The following is a 17,775-nucleotide window of genomic DNA, read 5'->3' as shown; positions in this document are numbered from 1 at the left end:
CCCCCGACCCCGCCGTCAGGTCGTGCTCAGCCGCGGAAGCCCAACAGGCCGTGCAGCGTCGAACCTCGGGACGAGGTGGACGCGGCCTTGGTGCTCAGGGGCTTCGGGTCGGGAAGCCTCTCGCAGGTGGCATCGGCCTCGCCCTGGCCGCGCGGAACCCTGCCGTCGGTCAGGTACGCCGCCAGGTGCTTGTCCAGGCAGGCGTTGCCGCTCAGCGAGATGCCGTGGTTCCCGCCGCCCTGCTCGACGACCAGGCTGGAGCCGCGCAGCAGGTGATGGGTGACGACTCCGCCCTCGTACGGGGTCGCCGCGTCGTCCGTCGCCTGGAGGATCAGGACCGGCGGCAGCTTGGTGTTGGAGACGTCGACGGGGGCGAGGGACTTCGTGGGCCAGAACGCGCAGGGCGCGTTGTACCAGGCGTTGTTCCAGGTCATGAACGGAGCCTTCTCGTACACCGCCCAGTTGTCGTCGCGCCACTCGTCCCAGCCGCGCGGCCAGCGCGCGTCGCGGCACTGCACCGAGGCGTAGACGCTGTAGCCGTTGTCGCCGGCCGTGTCGACGGCGCCGAAGTTCTCGTACGCCTCGACCAGCGGGTCGTCGTTCTTCTTGTTCACGAAGGCGGCGAACGCCTCGGCGAGATAGGGCCAGTAGCCGTTGAAGTAGCCGCCGGGCACGAAGGTGTCCTCCAGTTCGGAGGCGCCCACTTTGCCGTCGGCGGGCTTCTTGGCCAGCGCCGACCGCATCGCGTACCACTTGGCCTCGATCTTCTCCGGATCGGTGCCGAGCTTGTACGTCCTGTCGTTCTTCGCGATCCAGGCCATCAGCGCCCGGTGGCGGTCGTTGAACGCCTGGTCCTGCTGGAGGTTGTCGCCGTACCAGACCCCCGTGGGGTCGACGACGGAGTCCAGCACCGCACGCCGTACGCGGTTCGGGAAGAGCTTGGCGTACACGGCGCCCAGGTAGGTGCCGTACGAGTATCCGAAGTAGTTGATCTTCTTGGCGCCGAGGGCCGCGCGGATGGCGTCCATGTCCTTGACCGCGCTGATCGTGTCGATGTACGGCAGCACGTCTGCGTACTTCTTGGCGCAGGCCTTCGCGAAGGCCTCGGCGCGCTTGAGGTTGACCTGCTCGATCTTCGAGGTGGTCGGCAGGGAGTTGGGGCGCACCGACGAGAAGTGGCCCGGCCGGCAGTTCAGCGCGGGCTTGCTGGCGCCGACGCCGCGCGGGTCGAAGCCGATGACGTCGTACTGTGCCGCCACCTTCTTCGGCAGCGAGGACGCGACGAATCCGGCGAGGGTGAGGCCGCTGCCGCCGGGGCCGCCCGGGTTGACCAGCAGGGGACCCTGGTACGTCTTCGCGGTGTGCGGGACGCGGGAGAGGGCGAGCGTGATCTTCTTGCCGTTCGGCTTGCGGTGATCCAGCGGCACTTTCAGGGATGCGCACTGGAGCGTCGGATAGTCGGCGGTGGCACACTTCTTCCAGGCGGGCTTCGCCACCGGGGCGGTGGCGGAAGCGCCGCTCGCGCCGGCCGGGACCGCCGTGACCATTCCGGCCAACACGGCGGCGGCACCGCACAGAGCAGCTGCGCGTTTCTTCATCGTCAGGCCTCCCAGGACGGAGGATTTCGGGCCGTGCACGCCACGGCCTTCGTCGCATCGTCCCGGAGCACGCCCTCGGAAGAACGCGTTCCACCAAGACTTGACCCGATCGGGGCGGGAGAAGCGCCCGGATGCCCCCAGGGGCGTCAGAGCAGAGTCAGCTGGGTCGGTGCCGTGTCCCGGGCCGTCTCCGGCACGGCCGGCTCGCGCACCGGTATCCGTCTCGGCAGCTCCGCGCGCCGGGGCCCCATGCCGTACTCCTGGGCCAGTTCGTGGACCTGACGGGTGATCTGCCGCTGATACCACTTCGGGGCGTAGGCGCCCTCCGCGTACAGCAGCTCGTAACGCCGTACGAGATGGGGGTGATGGCGCTCCAGCCAGGCCACGTACCACTCGCGTGCGCCGGGCCGCAGATGCAGCACCAGCGGGGTCACGGAGGTGGCGCCGGAGGCAGCGATGGCCCTCACGGTTTCGCGCAGTCGGTCGGGATGGTCGCTGAGGAAGGGGAGCACGGGGGCCATCAGCACCCCGCAGCCGATGCCGAGATCGGTGCATGCGCGCACGACGTCCAGCCGGCGCTCCGGGGCTGGGGTGCCCGGCTCGACCGTGCGCCACAGCTCGTGGTCGGTGAAGCCGACGGAGACGGAGATGCCGACCTCGGTGACCTCTGCCGCCTGCCGGATCAGGTCGAGGTCGCGCAGGATCAGCGTGCCCTTGGTCAGGATCGAGAAGGGGTTCGCGTGGTCGCGCAGGGCGGCGATGATGCCCGGCATCAGGCGGTAGCGGCCCTCCGCGCGCTGGTAGCAGTCCACGTTGGTGCCCATCGCGATGTGCTCGCCGTGCCAGCGCGGCGAGGCCAGCTGCCGGCGCAGCAGGTCGGGCGCGTTGATCTTCACGACGATCTGCGAGTCGAAGTCGAGGCCCGTGTCGAGGTCCAGATAGCTGTGGGTCTTGCGGGCGAAGCAGTAGACGCACGCGTGCGTGCAGCCCCGGTAGGGGTTCACCGTCCACTCGAACGGCATCCGGGAGGCTCCCGGCACCCGGTTGACGATCGTTTTCGCCCGGACCTCGTGGAAGGTCATGCCGCGGAACTCGGGAGTGTCGAAGGTGCGGCTCGTCACCATGTCCGCGCCGAACAGCGCGGCGTCCCGGGCCGTGGCGGGGTTCTCGGCCAGATGGTCCCAGCGCATGGACGCCTCCTCGGTTGCTCTCGCCCCAGAATAGAACACATGTTCTCTTGATCGTGCGAACTGGTTTTCGAACACCGTGTGGAGGTCTCGTCGGGGGTCCTCCGGGTACGTCGCTCCGGGCCCTTGGGGCACCCCGATTTGGGCCCTCCGGCCGGGGGGTGGTTGGCTTTCCGTACATCCCCGAGTTACCAAGTGCTGGAGGAAGTGCAATGGCGCAGGTCGAGGCCACGACTGAACGAGTCGTCGCGGCGGACGCGGAGACGGTGTTCGACACCCTGGCCGACTACAGCGGCGCGCGCGAGAAGCTGATGCCGCAGCACTTCAGCGAGTACGAGGTGCGCGAGGGCGGCGACGGCGAGGGCACCCTCGTCCACTGGAAGCTCCAGGCCACCAGCAAGCGTGTCCGTGACTGTCTCCTGGAGGTCACCGAGCCCTCCGACAGCGAGCTCGTCGAGAAGGACCGCAACTCCTCCATGGTCACCGTCTGGCGGGTCACCCCGGCCGGCGAGGGCAGCTCCCGCGTCGTCGTCACCACCACCTGGCAGGGCGCCGGCGGCATCGGCGGCTTCTTCGAGAAGACCTTCGCCCCCAAGGGCCTCGGCCGGATCTACGACGCCCTGCTCGCCAACCTCGCCACCGAGGTGGAGAAGTAACACCGAGGACGAGGAGGATGCCCGGCCCAACGGGCGATCATCCGGGGTTCGTTGCCCCCCCTCACCGGTTCGGGTGGATCTCCATGACGCTCCCCGGAATGCCGTAACTCGCCGCACTTACCGACAGTTGCCGCTTAACGCGGGAATTGTCGGTAGGTGCGACGAGGGGAGCGGTACGCATGGGCGCGATCACACTGGTGAAGGACGAACCGACCACCACACCCGCGACATCACCACCGGCGGACGGACCTCCCCGACTCGGTCCGCACCGGGTCCGGTTGGTCTTCTCCGCCCTTCTGGTCGTCCTGCTCCTCGCCGCGCTGGAGCAGATGGTCGTCGCCACCGCCCTCCCCGAGATCGTCGGTGAGCTGCACGGCGTGGACCGCATGTCGTGGGCGATCACGGCCTATCTGCTCACCGCCACCGTCACCCTGCCCGTCTACGGCAGACTGGGTGAACTCCGCGGCCGCAAGGGCGTCTTCCAGTTCGCGCTCGTGGTCTTCGTGGCAGGGTCCGCGCTCGCCGGGTTCTCCCGGAGCATGGACCAGCTCATCGCGTTCCGCGCGCTCCAGGGCGTCGGCGCGGGCGGCCTCATGATCGGTGTGCAGGCGATCATCGCCGACATCCTGCCGTCCCGGAACCGCGGCCGCTACCTGGGCCTGGTCGGCGCCGCGTTCGGCCTGGCCTCCGTCGCGGGCCCGCTCCTGGGCGGTTGGCTCACGGACCACCTCTCCTGGCGGTGGTGCTTCTACGTCAACGTGCCCTTCGGGCTCATCACCCTGGCCGTCGTCACCCTCGCGCTGAGACTGCCGAAGTCCACGACCAGGGGGCGCCTCGACGTCCTGGGGACGCTGCTGCTCGCCGTCGCCTCGACCTGCCTGGTCCTGCTGGCCGGTTGGGGTGGCACCGAGTACGCCTGGGATTCACGGCTCGTCCTCGGACTCGCCGCCGGCGCGGTCGCGGCGACCGCCCTCTTCCTCGTCGTCGAGCGGTTCGCGGTCCAACCCCTCGTCCCGCTACGGCTGTTCAAGGACCCTGTCTTCGTCGTGACCGGCCTCGTGGGTATCGCCATCGGCATCGCCCTCTTCGGCACCGTCAGTTACCTGCCGACCCAGCTGCGGATGGTCGGGGGGATCTCCGCGACCGAGTCCGGGCTGCTCATGCTGCCGATGATGGCCGGCATCGTCGGCGCGTCCGTCGTCTCCGGCCAACTCATCGGCCGCAGCGGGCACTACCGGACCTACCCGGTCCTCGGCAGCGCCCTGACCGCCCTCGGCGTGTGGCTGCTGTCCCGCCTGGAGACGGACACGTCCCGGCTGCAGTTCGGCATCTGGACGGCCGTCCTCGGCGCCGGCATCGGCATGGTGATGCCGGTCCTGATGCTCGCCGTGCAGAACTCCGTACGCCCCGCCGACATCGGGGCCGCCACCGCCGCCGGCAACTGTCTCCGCCAGATCGGCGGCAGCGTGGGCGTGGCCGCCTTCGGCGCGCTCCTCACGGCCCGGCTCGCCGACCGCCTGCCGGAGCACACGGCTGCCGTCCTCCCCGACCCCGGCTCTCTCACACCGGACCTCGTCCACGCCCTGCCCGCCCCGCTGAGCGCCGCCTATGCCGAGGCCTACGCGCAGGCCATGCCGCGGATCTTCCTGTACCTCACGCCGGTGCTCGTCCTCGGGCTCCTCATCGCCTGCTTCCTCAAGGAGAAAACGCCGGTGTCCTTCGACGAGGTTCCCGCCGGGCCCGCGCCCACGCCGTCCGTCCGGATGCCGCAGGCGCTCCCTCACCCTTCGGGCGGGGGGACCCCCATCTCGCTTCGCGCGCCGTACGTCCCCGGGGTCCCCGTCTGCGGCACGGTCCAGCAGCCCGACGGCACCGTCGTGCCCCGGGCCGCGCTCACCCTCATCGACGCCACCGGCCGGCAGACCGGGCGCGGCGGCAGCGGCGAGGACGGGCGGTACACGCTGTCCACCCCCGGGCCGGGGGCGTACGTGCTGATCGCGGCAGCCGGCGGCCACCAGCCGCAGGCCGTGAGCGTCACCGTCGGGGAGCGCCCCGTCGAGGTCGACATCGTGCTCGGCGGCGCGGGGCGCCTGGCCGGGACGGTTCGGACCGCGGACGGCCGGGTGGTCAGCGACGCGACCGTCACGCTCACCAACGTGCACGGCGAGGTCGTCGTGACCACCCGCTGCGGGGAGGAGGGCGAGTACCTCATCACCGAGCTGGTCGCCGGGGAGTACACCCTCGCCGCCGGCGCCCACTCCTACCGCCCGGCCGCGCTCCCCGTCACCGTCCGGGCCGCCCGCGAGACCCGCCAGGACGTCGAACTCGCCGGGGGCGCCGTCCTGCGGGGCACGGCCCGCGCCGGGGGCGGCCGACCGGTGGAGGACGCGCGCGTGACGCTCCTCGACGCCGCCGGGAACGTCGTCGACACGATCACCACCGGCATCGACGGAACGTTCCGGTTCGTCGACCTCTCCTCCGGTGAGTACACGGTCATCGCCACCGGGTATCCCCCGGTCGCGACGGTGCTCCAGGTCGCCGGCGGTGGTAGGACGGAACGGGACCTGCAGCTGGGGCACGCGGACTGAGCCGTCGGCCACGGGAACGCCCGGCGACGGTCATGTGGGGGCGTGCGAGCGATCGTGCGCCGCCCGTGTGGCCTGCGCGTGCGCCGGAGGCTCCTATGGAGCAATTCGCGTATTGCCACACATCGCCACACTACGCAGCCGTACGGTAGTGGGGGCGGCGCAGATCTTGCGAGCCGTGGGGAGAAAGGGCCTTGGCCATGGACCGTGGCACCGACACGGGCGCGACTACCGGCCACGGAGCCGGTGACGGCACGGCGGAGCACGCCGCGGTCGGCCGCATCCCCCTGGCCGTGGTCGTCGTGGACCGCGGCGGCCTCGTGTCGCACTGGAGCACCGGCGCACGCCGGCTCTTCGGCACCACCAAGGACGACGCGGTGGGTCACCCCGCCCTCGACCTGCTGCCCGTCTCCGGCGCCCTCCCGGACGAGGACGGCACCCCACGCTACGGCGCGTACTCCGCGTACGACGCACTCGGCCACGACCTGGAGACCTCCCTCGACGGACAACTGTCCTACCCGGCGGCGGGCCGTGCCCGGCTCACCGTGCCGGGCCGTGACCGGACAGACGTCCTGTGGTGGGCGTACCCCCTGGTCGGCCCCGGCCGGGAACGGCTCCTCGTGCTGGCCGCCGACGCCGAGACGTTGCGCCGGCAGGACGACGGGGTGGCCGTGGCCGTCGAACGCATAGCGCCCGGCTTCGCCCTGCACACCGACTTCCCCGGCGCCGAGGAACTCGCCCGCAGGCTCCCCGAGATCCTGCCCAGCATGAGTGTCGGCGAGAGCGCCCGCATCGTCGCCCAGGTCCTCGAACTGGGCTATCCGGTCCTGGAGTTCAGCCAGAACGACCGGGTGCCCGTCACCCCCGACTGGGGCGTGCCCCGGCGCGCGGAGCGGCAGGCGCGCCGTGAACGGGCCGCGCGCGCCGTCGCCGAAGGGCTGCCGGTGCCGGAGGATGTGCGGGACGAGGGCGAGGACCTCGAATACGCGGCCGTACGCGAGCGCCTGGAGTTCCTCAACGAGGTCAGCGGACGCATCGGCACCTCCCTCGATCTGTCCCGGACCATCGTCGAGGTCAGCAGGGCGGTCGTGCCCCGCTTCACCGACGTCGCCGGCACCTATCTGCGCGAACAGGTCGTCGCCGGTGAGGGCTTCCCCGACGGCGTGCCGGACACGACGACCATGTGGCACCGGGTGGCCGTGGAGCACACGGACGAGCCGGGCCGCTGGGACGACGTCGTACCGGTCGGCGAGGCCATGCCGTTCCCGGCGCACACCCCGTTCTTCCAGTGCATGACCACCGGCGAGCCCGTCCTCGTGCCGCGCATCAGCGAGCAGATGGGCCACGCGATCGCCGCGCAGTTCGAGAAGCGCGACATCCGGCCGCTGATCAGCAACCGCTCCATGCTGGTCGTGCCGCTGAAGGCCCGCAACGTGGTGCTCGGGTTCATGATCCTGCTGCGCCACCCGGAGCGCGAGGTCTTCGACGACATGGACCGCGTCACCGGCGCCGAACTCGCCGCCCGCGCGGGTCTCGTCCTCGACAACGCGCGCATGTACACGTATCAGGAGAACGTCGCCGAGACGCTCCAGGACAGCATGCTCCCGCAGATCGAGGCCCACATGGCGGGCTGCGACATCGCCACCCGCTACCTCCCGGGCACGCTGCTCGGGCGCGTCGGCGGCGACTGGTTCGACTCGGTGAAGCTGCCCGGCGCCCGCACCGCCCTGGTCGTCGGCGACGTCATGGGGCACGGCCTCAACTCCGCCGCGATGATGGGCCAGTTGCGCACGGCCGTCCAGACCATGGCCGCCCTCGACCTGCCGCCCGCGCAGCTCCTGCGCAACCTCGACGACCTCGCCCAGCGCCTCGGCGAGCACTACCTCGCGACCTGCCTCTACGCCGTCTACGACCCCATCGCCGGCGAGTTGCACCTCGCCAACGCCGGGCACATCCCGCCCGTGCTGGTCCGTGCGGTGGACGGCCGAAGCGAGCTCCTCGACCTGCCCACGGGCGCGCCCATCGGCGTCGGCGGGGTGCCGTTCGAGGCGGTACGCGTGCGCGTGGAGCCCGGCGACCGGCTGGTGATGTGCACCGACGGGCTGGTCGAGGTGCGCGGCGAGGACATCGGCGTGGGCCTCGCCACCCTCTGCGAGTCCGCCGCCCACCCGGCCGCCTCCATGGACGACGCCTGCGACACGATCATCCGTGCCCTCAACACCCGCGGTGGCCGCAAGGACGACGTGGCCCTGCTGATGGCCCGGCTCAACGGAATCGGACCCGAGGACGTCGCCGAGTGGCGCTTCAGCCCCGACCCGATCGAGGCCGGCCGCGCCCGCGCCGTCGTCCGCGAACAGCTGTACGTCTGGGGCCTCGACGCCGTCGCGGACACCACCGCGCTCCTGGTCGGCGAACTCGTCACCAACGCCGTACGCCACGCGCGCGGGCGCCGCATCGAACTCCGCCTCGTCCGCGGCGACACCCTGCAGTGCGAGGTCTACGACGACGACCCCACCTTGCCGACCCTGCTCAGCGCGACGCCCACGGACGAGTTCGGCCGAGGGCTGCGCGTCCTCACGACCCTGGCACGCGAGTGGGGGACCAGCCGGACGGGCGCGGGCAAGACGGTGTGGTTCGAACTGACGCTGCCGAGGCGGCGGTGAGCCGAGCCGGGAGCCGGGGGGCGTGTGGGGCGCGTAGGGGCGCGCGTGTTCTGGACGAGAGGTGAAGGTGCGCGCACGGTGCTTGTCTGTGCATTCCGGGCGCGGTAGACCGATCTGGGCCGCCGGAGTGGCGGGCCGGCGTCGCTACTCCGGGGGTTGGGCATGAGCGTGACGAGTCGGTACAGGGAGGCCTGGGAGGGGTTCTGGCGGGAGGCCCCCGACGAACCGGGAGCGGTCTTCTGGGACGCCGGGCCCGAACGGACCGCGGCCGTCCATCTCGCGCTGTTCGAGCCGTATCTGACGGCCCCCGACCTGCCCCTGGTCGACCTCGGTTGCGGCAACGGCACCCAGACCCGCTTCCTGGCCGACCGCTTCTCCCGGGTGATCGGCGCCGACCTGTCCACCGCCGCCCTCGACCGGGCCCGCCGCGCCGACCCCGGCGGCCGGGCCACGTACCGCCTGCTCGACGCGGCCGACAAGACGGATGCCGAGACCCTCCACGGCGACCTCGGCGATGTCAACGTCTACGTGCGCGGTGTCCTCCACCAGTGCGAGCCCGACGACCGGCAACGACTCGTCGACACCGTCGCCACGCTGCTGGGCGAGCGCGGCCGGGCCTGCCTCGTCGAACTCGCCGAGGCCGCCAAGCCCGTCCTCATGGGCCTCGCCCAGAGCCCTACCGGCCCCCCTGCCAAACTCGCCCCGATCTTCCGCCACGGGATCGCCCCGGGAGAGGTCTCCGACGCCGCGATCCCGCGGTATCTGAGTGCATCCGGCCTCACCCTCGTCGCCGACGGCGAACTCCCGCTGATCACCACGGAACAGACGGCCGACGGCACCCGGATCGAACTGCCGTCGAGGTGGTACGTGGCGGGGCGCACGGCGTAGGAGCCGCTCGGGCGGGGGTCCGTGAGCCGTCCCGGTGTGCGTCGGTGGCCGTGGCGGTGAGAGTTATCCACAGGTCTGCCACGGATCCGCGTGAGCGCGTACGGTTTCGAGCCATGAAGATCCTCATCAGCGCCGACATGGAGGGCGCCACCGGTGTCACCTGGCCGGCCGACGTCCTGCCGGGGACACCGCAGTGGGAGCGGTGTCGTTCGATGTTCACCTCGGACGTGAACGCCGCCGTGCTCGGTTTCTTCCACGGCGGGGCCGACGAGGTGCTGATCAACGAGGCGCACTGGACGATGCGCAATCTGCTGCTGGAGGAGCTGGACGAGCGCGCGCAGATGCTGACCGGGCGACACAAGGCGCTGTCCATGGTGGAGGGCGTGCAACACGGGGACGTGGACGGCATCGCCTTCGTCGGCTACCACGCGGGCGCCGGGATGGAGGGCGTCCTCGCCCACACCTACCTCGCGAACTCCATCACCGGGGTGTGGGTGAACGACGAGCGGGCCAGCGAGGGGCTGCTCAACTCGCATGTGGTGGCCGAGTACGGGGTACCGGTGGTGCTGGTGACAGGCGACGACGTGGCTTGCGAGGACGCCCTGGGCTATGCGCCCGAGGCGCTCAAAGTGGCGGTCAAGGACCATGTGTCGCGGTACGCGGCGGTGTGCCGCACACCGACGAGAACGGCCGCCGACATCCGCGCGGCGGCGAAGGAGGCCGCGTCGCTCGCGGTGCGTCACGAACCGGTCAGGGGCGGGCCGTTCACCGTGGCGCTGGAGTTCGACGCCGAGCACCTGGCGATGGCCGCGACCGTCGTGCCGGGTGTGGCCCGTACCGGTGAACGCAAGGTCGCGTACACCAGCCCGACCATGTACGAGGGAATCCGCACCTTCAAGGCGGTCACCACGATCGTCTCGGCCGCGGTGGAGGAGACATATGGCTGAGTCCGCGAAGCCCGAGAGGACTGCGGAGCCCATGGAGCAGCAGGCGCTGGACGAGGTCGTCCGTTTCACCTCCGACCTCATCCGCATCGACACCACCAACCGCGGCGGCGGGGACTGCCGGGAGCGGCCCGCCGCGGAGTACGCCGCAGCGCTGCTGGCCGAGGCGGGCCTGGAGCCTACGCTGCTGGAGCGCACCGAGGGCCGTACGAACGTCGTCGCGCGGATCGAGGGCACCGACCCGTCGGCGGACGCGCTGCTCGTCCACGGTCATCTGGACGTGGTGCCCGCGCAGGCGGCGGACTGGACCGTGCACCCGTTCTCCGGGGAGATCCGCGACGGCGTGGTGTGGGGCCGGGGCGCGGTCGACATGAAGAACATGGACGCGATGATCCTCGCGGTCGCCCGGCACTGGGCGCGCGCGGGCGTACGGCCCCGCAGGGACGTCGTGATCGCGTTCACCGCCGACGAGGAGGCGAGCGCCGAGGACGGCTCCGGGTTCCTCGCCGACGCGCACCCCGGCCTCTTCGAGGGCTGCACCGAGGGCATCAGCGAGTCGGGGGCGTTCACCTTCCACGACGGCGCGGGCCGGCAGATCTACCCGATCGCGGCCGGGGAGCGCGGCACCGGCTGGTTGAAGCTCACCGCGCGCGGCCGGGCCGGCCACGGCTCCAAGGTGAACCGGGCCAACGCGGTGACCCGGCTGGCGGCGGCGATCGCCCGGATCGGCACGCACGAGTGGCCCCTCCGGCTCACCCCGACCGTCCGCGCGGCCCTCACCGAACTCGCCGCGCTGTACGGCGTCGAGGCCGACCTCGACGACCAGGGCGGCGTCGACCGGCTGCTCGACAAGCTCGGTCCGGCTGCCGCCCTGGTCGAGGCGACCGTGCGCAACAGCGCCAACCCGACCATGCTGGAAGCCGGCTACAAGATCAATGTGATCCCGGGGGAGGCCGTCGCCCGCGTGGACGGGCGGTATCTGCCCGGTGGCGAGGACGAGTTCCGGGAGACCCTCGACCAGCTCACCGGGCCCGATGTGGAGTGGGAGTACGAGCACCGGGAGGTAGCCCTTCAGGCCCCGGTGGACTCGGTGACGTACGCGCGAATGCGGGCCGCCGTGGAGGAGTTCGCGCCCGAGGGGGACGTGGTGCCGTACTGCATGCCGGGCGGCACGGACGCCAAGCAGTTCTCGCGCCTGGGCGTCACAGGCTACGGCTTCTCGCCGCTGAAGCTCCCCGAGGGCTTCGACTACGCGGCGATGTTCCACGGGGTCGACGAGCGCGTCCCGGTCGAGGCGCTTCACTTCGGCGTCCGCGTACTCGACCGCTTCCTGCGGACGGCCTGAGCGATGGCACACGGGGGACCAAGGAAAATGGGGGACAAGGTGCAGACCCTGGCGTACGGTTCGTGGCCCTCGCCGATCGACGCGGCGCTCGCCGCCGCGCACGACGGGCATCCCGAGTTCGTGGGCTTCGTCGGCGACGAGGCGTGGTGGACCGAGCCACGGCCCACCGAGGGCGGCCGGCGCACCCTGGTGCGGCGCACGGCCGACGGCACGGAGGAGTCGGTGCTGCCGGCGCCGTGGAACGTGCGCAGCCGGGTCATGGAGTACGGCGGTCAGCCCTGGGCCGGCCTCATGCGGGACACCGGCCCTCTCGTGGTCTTCGTGAACTTCGCCGACCAGCGTCTCTACGGGTACGAGCCGGGCGGCGAACCCCGCCCGCTCACCCCGGTGTCGTCGGTGGGCGGCGGACTGCGCTGGGTCGACCCACGGCCCAACCCGGAGCGGGGTGAGGTGTGGTGCGTCCTGGAGGAGTTCACCGGGGACGGGCCCACCGACGTACGGCGGGTCGTCGCCGCGGTGCCGCTGGACGGCTCGGCGGCCGAGGACCGGGGCGCCGTACGGGAACTCACCGACGACAGCCGGCGGTTCGTCACCGGCCCCCGCCTCTCGCCCGACGGCCGCCGCGCCGCGTGGCTGGCCTGGGACCATCCGCGCATGCCGTGGGACGGCACATCGCTGCTCGTCGCCGAGGTGACCGAGGACGGCCTGCTGGGCGAGCCCCGGACCGTCGCGGGCGGCCCGGACGAGTCCGTCGCCCAGGTCGAGTGGGCCGCCGACGGGACTCTGGTCTACTCCAGCGACACCACCGGCTACTGGAACCTCTACCGCCTCGACGGCGACGGCGGTGACCGCACGGCTCTCTGTGCCCGGGAGGAGGAGTTCGGCGGGCCGTTGTGGAAGGTCGGCTGGCGCTGGTTCGCGCTGCTGGACGGCGGGCTCGCCGCAGTGGTGCACGGGCGGGGCGCCACCGCGCTCGGCATCCTCGACCTCGAGACCGGCCAGGTCGTCGACGCGGCTGGACCGTGGACCGAGTTCGCCCCGTCGCTCGCCGTGCAGGGCGGCCGGGTCATCGGCATCGGGGCCAGCCCTCGCAGCGCCTACGAGGTGGTCGAGGTGGACGCCCGCACCGGCGACGCCCGCGTGATCGGGGCCGCGCACGACGACCCGGTGGACCCCTCCTACTACCCCGAACCCCAGATCCGCTCCTTCCTCGGCCCCGCCGGACGCGAGATCCACGCGCACATCTACCCGCCGCACCACCCAGGCCGCGTCGCCCCCGGCACCGAGCTGCCGCCGTACGTCGTCTGGGCGCACGGCGGGCCCACCAGCCGGGCGCCCCTGGTCCTCGACCTGGCGATCGCCTACTTCACGTCGCGCGGCATCGGGGTCGCCGAGGTCAACTACGGGGGGTCCACCGGGTACGGGCGGGAGTACCGCAACCGGCTGCGAGAGCAGTGGGGTGTCGTCGACGCCGAGGACTGCGCGGCGGTGGCGCTCGCCCTCGCCGACGAGGGCACCGCCGACCGGACCAGGCTCGCCATCAGGGGCGGCAGCGCGGGAGGCTGGACCGCCGCCGTGTCCCTCACCACGACCGACGTCTACGCCTGCGGAACCATCCTGTATCCCATCCTCGACCTCGCGAACTGGGGTGCGGGGGAAACGCACGACTTCGAATCCCAGTACCTGGAGAGTCTGGTGGGGTCGCTGGCCGAGGAGCCGATGCGGTACGTGGAGCGGTCGCCCGCCGAGCACGCCGACCGGATCACCGCGCCCTTCCTGCTGCTCCAGGGCCTCGACGACGTGATCTGCCCGCCCGCGCAGTGCGATCGGTTCCTGGCCCGCATGGAGGAGCGGCGGGCGCCGCACGCGTACATCGCCTTCGAGGGGGAGGGGCACGGCTTCCGGCGGGCGGAGACGATGGTGAGGGTCCTGGAGGCGGAGCTCTCGCTGTACGCGCAGGTCTTCGGGTTGAATCCTCCGGGAATCCCTACTCTGGAGCTCGCCAAGTGACACCACCCGCCCCAACCGACCCGTCCAGCCCACTCCACAGCACCGACCCGTCCCGCCCTACCGCTGCGGCACGCCCCGTCTCGCCGTTGACCAGGCCCGCCCGCCTCGCCCCCGGCGCCCGTGTGGCCGTCGTCGCGCCCAGCGGCCCGGTGCCCGAGGAGCGGCTCAGTGCCGGGCTGGACGTTCTGCGCGGCTGGGACCTCGACCCCGTCGTCGCACCGCACACGCTCGACCGGCACCCCGAGTTCCCCTACCTCGCGGGCACGGACGCCGACCGTGCCGCCGACTTCCAGGCCGCCTGGTGCGACCCGTCCGTGTCCGCCGTGCTGTGCGCCCGCGGCGGCTACGGTGTCCAGCGCATGGTCGACCTGCTCGACTGGGACGCGATACGGGCGGCGGGCCCCAAGACGCTCGTCGGGTTCAGCGACATCACCGCCCTCCACGAGGCGTTCGCCACCCGCGCCGGACTGGTCACCCTGCACGGCCCCATGGCGGCGGGCGTCGACTTCATCAAGAACACCCGGGCCCAGGACCACCTGCGCGCCACCCTGTTCTCCCCCGAGACGGTACGCACGATCCAGGCCGCCGAAGGAAGCACCGCCCTCATACCCGGCCGCGCCCGGGGCGTCCTCCTCGGCGGCTGCCTCTGCCTCCTCGCCGCCGAACTCGGCAACCCCCACGCCCGCCCCTCCGCCCGGGGCGCCCTCCTCTGCCTGGAGGACGTCGGCGAGGAGACCTACCGCCTCGACCGTTACCTCACCCAGCTCGCGCGCGCGGGCTGGCTCGACGGCGTCGCCGGCATCGTCCTCGGCTCCTGGGCGGAATGCGACCCGTACGAGAAGGTGCGGGCGCTGCTCGTGGACCGGATCGGTGGGGTCGGGGTGCCGGTGGTGGAGGAGTTCGGATTCGGGCACGGCGAAGGGGCGCTGACGATCCCGTTCGGGGTGATGGCGGAGCTGGACACGGAGGCGGGCACGCTGACGCTGGACGAGCCGGCGCTGACCTGACGGCTTTCCGTCGGGGCAGTCCGGAAAGCGTCCCACCGGGCGCGTCCCGGCGGCTCGCGTCATCCTGGAGGTATGAGCCCGAAGACATCGGAACGGGTCGGGACGCACAGGCGGAAGCGATGGGGTGATCTGCTGACGCCCGGCAGGGTCATCGTGGGTGTGCTCGCGGTGCTCGCGCTCGTCTTCGTTTTCCAGAACACGCAGAACACCGAGATCCAGCTGCTGGTCTCCGAGGTCACCATGCCCCTGTGGATGGCGCTACTGGGGACGGGCCTGGTCGGGGCGGTGTGCGGGGCGTACTTCATGAGACGGCGCAGGTGACGCCTGCGCCGCCGTACCGTGGCGGGGTGTCCGAGAACGTTCGTTACCTCATCGAAGGCCCCCGCGTCGGGATACGGCACTTCACGCCCGACGACGGGTCCGAGTTCACCGCGCGGGTGCGGGAGAGCAAGGACCTGCACCACCCGTGGCTGTTTCCGCCGGCCACGCCCGCCGCGTACGCCGCCTACGCGGGGCGGCTCACCGAGGATCCGACGAAGGCCGGGTTCCTGGTGTGCGAGCAGGACGGTGGGGGGATCGCCGGCTTCATCAACATCAACAACATCGTGGAGGGCGGCTTCCAATGCGGAGCCCTCGGCTACGGGGCCTTCGCGCATGCCGCCGGGCGGGGGCTGATGGGGGAGGGACTCGGGTTGGTCGTCGCGTACGCGTTCGATGCCATGGGGTTGCACCGGTTGGAGATCAACGTGCAGCCCGGGAACGCCGCCTCCATCGCGCTCGCCCAGCGGTGCGGGTTTCGGTTGGAGGGGTTCTCGCCCGACTTCCTGTTCATCGACGGGGCATGGCGGGACCACCAGCGGTGGGCGCTCACCGCGGAGATGAAACGCCGGGCCCGGGCATGAGCCGTCCATAGGAATGATCCGTTCCCGTCCGGGCGTCCCGCCCGTCCCGCAGGATGAGATCCATGCGGAACATCGTCGTCGTGGACGCCCCCTCGAACCTCGGCCTGCGGCCGCCCACCCCGGGCACCGTGCCCGGCTGCTACAAGCTCGCCGGCGCCCTGCGGGAGCAGGGCATCGTGCGGCGGCTCGGTGCGCTGGAGGGCGGGGTGGTGGTGCCGCCGCGCTACGACCGGGGGGACCGGCAGGAGGGGGACGGCGTCTTCAACGCCGCCGCGATCGCCTCGTACACGCGCAGGCTCGCCGACCGGATCGAGCGGCATGTCCGGGCCGGTGAGCTGCCCGTCGTCCTCGGCGGCGACTGTTCGATCCAACTCGGCGCGACGCTCGCGCTGCGGCGGATCGGGCGGTACGGGCTGGTCGCGGAGTGGGGGTACCTCCCACGCCCTTAAGGCAGTGGGGGAGCATCCGCCGACTTCCGGCACCCGGGGAACTCCGACCGGGTCGGGGCGGCCGGCGGCGAGGAGCTGGCGCTCGCCACCGGGCGAGGGCAGACGGACCTGGCCGATCTGGAGGGGCTGGGGCCCTATCTGCGTGACGAGGACGTTCGGCTCTTCGGCATCCGGGACGAGTTCGAGGACGACCGCAGCGAGCTGGCCGCGCTGAAGATCCCGGTCGTGACGGTCGGCGACCTGCGGACCTGGGGTGCGGACGATCTCGCCCGGGTCAGCGCGCAGAGCTTCGAGACGCCCGAACTGGACGGTTTCTGGGTGCACTTGGACGCCGACGTCCTCGATCCGTCCGTCATGCCCGCCGTCGACAGCCCCGACCCCGACGGGCTCCTTCCCGACGAACTGACCGCGCTGCTCCGTCCGTTGGTCCGCTCACCGCACTGCGTCGGCCTCAACATCACCATCTACGACCCCGATCTGGACCCCGACGGCACGGCGGGCGCGCTGCTCACAGACATCGTCGTGAACGCGTTCGGTCATTGACGCTCACCCGGCCGACCGGCGGTCCGCGTACTCGTAGACCGAGCCGTCGGGGTGGACCGCGATGAGGTTTCGGCCGACGGGGGTGGGGATCGGGCCGGCCAGGACGCGGGCGCCGGAGGCGGTGAGGATCTGGTTGGCCTCGTCGACGTCCTCGACCGCGATGGTGGCGGTGACCTTCCGCAGGACCTCCAGCTCGGACTCCGGACCGCTCATCAGCAGGAAGCAGCCGACGGCGGCGACTCGAACGCCACCGCGTTCGAAGCGCAGGGCCGGTCCGCCCGAGAGTCTCTCGTAGAACGGGACCGCGGCTTCCAGGTCGTCGACGCAGATGCGGAGCGTGGTGCCGAGAATCTCCATGTGTACGAGCCTGGTTGGGGCCGAGCGGGGATGGAGATCGGTTCGGGACGGTTCGCGTCCCCGGCGCCGTCACGCGCCGCGTTACCCGGGCCCGGGCCCGGGTACTCGGGTGCGATGGACCGCTTGGATCATCTGGAACATCTGGACAGGCATCTGGTCGACGAGTTGGCGCAGGTGGCCCGCGAGACCATCCGCGAGGAGCTGCGGCAGCAGACCCGCAAGCAGCGGCGCAAGGCCGCGCTGTACGCCGCGTCCGGAACGCTCGCCCTGTACGCGGGTGCCGCCCTGGCGCTGGCCCTCGGTCTGGCGCTCTCGCTGGGTCTGCCCGACTGGGCGGCCGCCCTGATCACGGCCGTCGTGCTCGGTGTGGCGGCGTATGTGCTGAGGGGCGCGGCGCGGCCTTCGGCGTCCCGGCCGAAGGCCGAGCGCGGGGGAGAGCTCGCGGCGGGCCGTGACCGGGTCGTCGGCGGTACGGCGCCGGGGACGCCCCCGGGCGGGACGGGTCCGGCCGGATATCCGCCGGCGCCGCCGGTCGCGCCCGGCGTCGGGACCGGGACAGCGGGCACACCGGCGCAGGCCGGTGCCGAACCCGAGGAACAGCGCCACCGGGGCCGGTGAGAGGCGGGCACATGGAGTGGGGC

The 17,775-nt window shown here is 71.8% G+C and carries 14 protein-coding genes and 1 pseudogene; 12 read left to right on the top strand and 3 right to left on the bottom strand.

What is annotated here, in order from left to right; translation table 11 throughout:
* Positions 1-26: 26 nt before the first annotated feature.
* Positions 27-1,598 carry an alpha/beta hydrolase gene (locus tag ACFU53_RS38785; RefSeq protein WP_384003823.1) on the bottom strand — a complete coding sequence of 524 codons (1,572 nt, stop codon included), beginning with the start codon at positions 1,596-1,598 and terminating at the stop codon, positions 27-29.
* A 146-nt stretch (positions 1,599-1,744) separates the two neighbouring features.
* Positions 1,745-2,788, bottom strand: a complete 1,044-nt coding sequence (locus ACFU53_RS38780; RefSeq protein ID WP_384003820.1) for an Rv2578c family radical SAM protein — start codon at positions 2,786-2,788, stop codon at positions 1,745-1,747.
* A 209-nt stretch (positions 2,789-2,997) separates the two neighbouring features.
* Here ACFU53_RS38780 and ACFU53_RS38775 point away from each other — a divergent pair, with 209 nt between their 5' ends.
* The 11 genes and pseudogenes from ACFU53_RS38775 (at position 2,998) to ACFU53_RS38725 (ending at position 16,777) form a co-directional block, all read left to right on the top strand.
* Positions 2,998-3,441: an SRPBCC family protein gene (locus tag ACFU53_RS38775; protein ID WP_384003818.1), complete on the top strand. Its 444-nt coding sequence runs from the start codon at positions 2,998-3,000 to the stop codon at positions 3,439-3,441.
* A 179-nt stretch (positions 3,442-3,620) separates the two neighbouring features.
* The gene (locus ACFU53_RS38770) at positions 3,621-6,029 is read left to right on the top strand and encodes an MFS transporter (protein ID WP_384003815.1); all 2,409 of its coding nucleotides are present in this window, start codon (positions 3,621-3,623) and stop codon (positions 6,027-6,029) included.
* 197 nt (positions 6,030-6,226) lie between these two features.
* Positions 6,227-8,689, top strand: coding sequence for a SpoIIE family protein phosphatase (locus ACFU53_RS38765; protein ID WP_384003812.1), 2,463 nt, complete (start codon positions 6,227-6,229; stop codon positions 8,687-8,689).
* Positions 8,690-8,851: 162 nt separating this feature from the next.
* On the top strand, positions 8,852-9,577 hold the full coding sequence (locus tag ACFU53_RS38760) for a class I SAM-dependent methyltransferase (RefSeq protein ID WP_384003809.1): 726 nt from the start codon (positions 8,852-8,854) through the stop codon (positions 9,575-9,577).
* Positions 9,578-9,690: 113 nt separating this feature from the next.
* Complete coding sequence (locus tag ACFU53_RS38755) at positions 9,691-10,524, top strand: M55 family metallopeptidase (RefSeq protein WP_384003806.1); 834 nt, start codon at positions 9,691-9,693, stop codon at positions 10,522-10,524.
* Entirely contained in the window at positions 10,517-11,866 is a 1,350-nt protein-coding gene (locus tag ACFU53_RS38750) for a M20/M25/M40 family metallo-hydrolase (RefSeq protein ID WP_384003803.1), read from the top strand. The genes ACFU53_RS38755 and ACFU53_RS38750 overlap by 8 nt, the downstream gene beginning before the upstream one ends.
* A 27-nt stretch (positions 11,867-11,893) precedes the next feature.
* Entirely contained in the window at positions 11,894-13,876 is a 1,983-nt protein-coding gene (locus ACFU53_RS38745; protein WP_384003800.1) for an LpqB family beta-propeller domain-containing protein, read from the top strand.
* A gap of 86 nt (positions 13,877-13,962) precedes the next feature.
* A complete protein-coding gene (locus ACFU53_RS38740; RefSeq protein ID WP_384003797.1) occupies positions 13,963-14,883 on the top strand; it encodes an LD-carboxypeptidase in 921 nt (306 codons plus the stop codon).
* Between the two features lie 72 nt (positions 14,884-14,955).
* Positions 14,956-15,204 carry a lipopolysaccharide assembly protein LapA domain-containing protein gene (locus ACFU53_RS38735; protein WP_384003795.1) on the top strand — a complete coding sequence of 83 codons (249 nt, stop codon included), beginning with the start codon at positions 14,956-14,958 and terminating at the stop codon, positions 15,202-15,204.
* Positions 15,205-15,230: 26 nt separating this feature from the next.
* Complete coding sequence (locus ACFU53_RS38730) at positions 15,231-15,785, top strand: GNAT family N-acetyltransferase (protein ID WP_384003792.1); 555 nt, start codon at positions 15,231-15,233, stop codon at positions 15,783-15,785.
* A gap of 62 nt (positions 15,786-15,847) precedes the next feature.
* Positions 15,848-16,777, top strand: a pseudogene (locus ACFU53_RS38725) (arginase family protein).
* Between the two features lie 3 nt (positions 16,778-16,780).
* Here ACFU53_RS38725 and ACFU53_RS38720 read toward each other — a convergent pair.
* A complete protein-coding gene (locus ACFU53_RS38720; RefSeq protein ID WP_384003790.1) occupies positions 16,781-17,134 on the bottom strand; it encodes a VOC family protein in 354 nt (117 codons plus the stop codon).
* 114 nt (positions 17,135-17,248) lie between these two features.
* On the opposite strand from ACFU53_RS38720, the gene ACFU53_RS38715 reads away from it, so the two are divergent.
* A complete protein-coding gene (locus ACFU53_RS38715) occupies positions 17,249-17,752 on the top strand; it encodes a phage holin family protein (RefSeq protein ID WP_384003787.1) in 504 nt (167 codons plus the stop codon).
* Positions 17,753-17,775: the final 23 nt, after the last annotated feature.

The sequence above is a fragment of the Streptomyces sp. NPDC057474 genome (assembly GCF_042802555.1).
Classification (GTDB): domain Bacteria; phylum Actinomycetota; class Actinomycetes; order Streptomycetales; family Streptomycetaceae; genus Streptomyces.
Note: the sequence above shows the minus strand (reverse complement) of the source record. Positions and strands in the feature narration are given on the sequence as shown.

Bases quoted from the DNA above. Each gene is read 5' to 3' on its own strand.
- ACFU53_RS38780 (WP_384003820.1), bottom strand. From the start codon at position 2,788: ATGCGCTGGGACCATCTGGCCGAGAACCCCGCCACGGCCCGGGACGCC.
- ACFU53_RS38735 (WP_384003795.1), top strand. From the start codon at position 14,956: ATGAGCCCGAAGACATCGGAACGGGTCGGGACGCACAGGCGGAAGCGA.
- ACFU53_RS38755 (WP_384003806.1), top strand. From the start codon at position 9,691: ATGAAGATCCTCATCAGCGCCGACATGGAGGGCGCCACCGGTGTCACC.
- ACFU53_RS38750 (WP_384003803.1), top strand. From the start codon at position 10,517: ATGGCTGAGTCCGCGAAGCCCGAGAGGACTGCGGAGCCCATGGAGCAG.
- ACFU53_RS38785 (WP_384003823.1), bottom strand. From the start codon at position 1,598: ATGAAGAAACGCGCAGCTGCTCTGTGCGGTGCCGCCGCCGTGTTGGCC.
- ACFU53_RS38765 (WP_384003812.1), top strand. From the start codon at position 6,227: ATGGACCGTGGCACCGACACGGGCGCGACTACCGGCCACGGAGCCGGT.
- ACFU53_RS38775 (WP_384003818.1), top strand. From the start codon at position 2,998: ATGGCGCAGGTCGAGGCCACGACTGAACGAGTCGTCGCGGCGGACGCG.
- ACFU53_RS38770 (WP_384003815.1), top strand. From the start codon at position 3,621: ATGGGCGCGATCACACTGGTGAAGGACGAACCGACCACCACACCCGCG.
- ACFU53_RS38715 (WP_384003787.1), top strand. From the start codon at position 17,249: ATGGACCGCTTGGATCATCTGGAACATCTGGACAGGCATCTGGTCGAC.
- ACFU53_RS38745 (WP_384003800.1), top strand. From the start codon at position 11,894: ATGGGGGACAAGGTGCAGACCCTGGCGTACGGTTCGTGGCCCTCGCCG.
- ACFU53_RS38760 (WP_384003809.1), top strand. From the start codon at position 8,852: ATGAGCGTGACGAGTCGGTACAGGGAGGCCTGGGAGGGGTTCTGGCGG.
- ACFU53_RS38720 (WP_384003790.1), bottom strand. From the start codon at position 17,134: ATGGAGATTCTCGGCACCACGCTCCGCATCTGCGTCGACGACCTGGAA.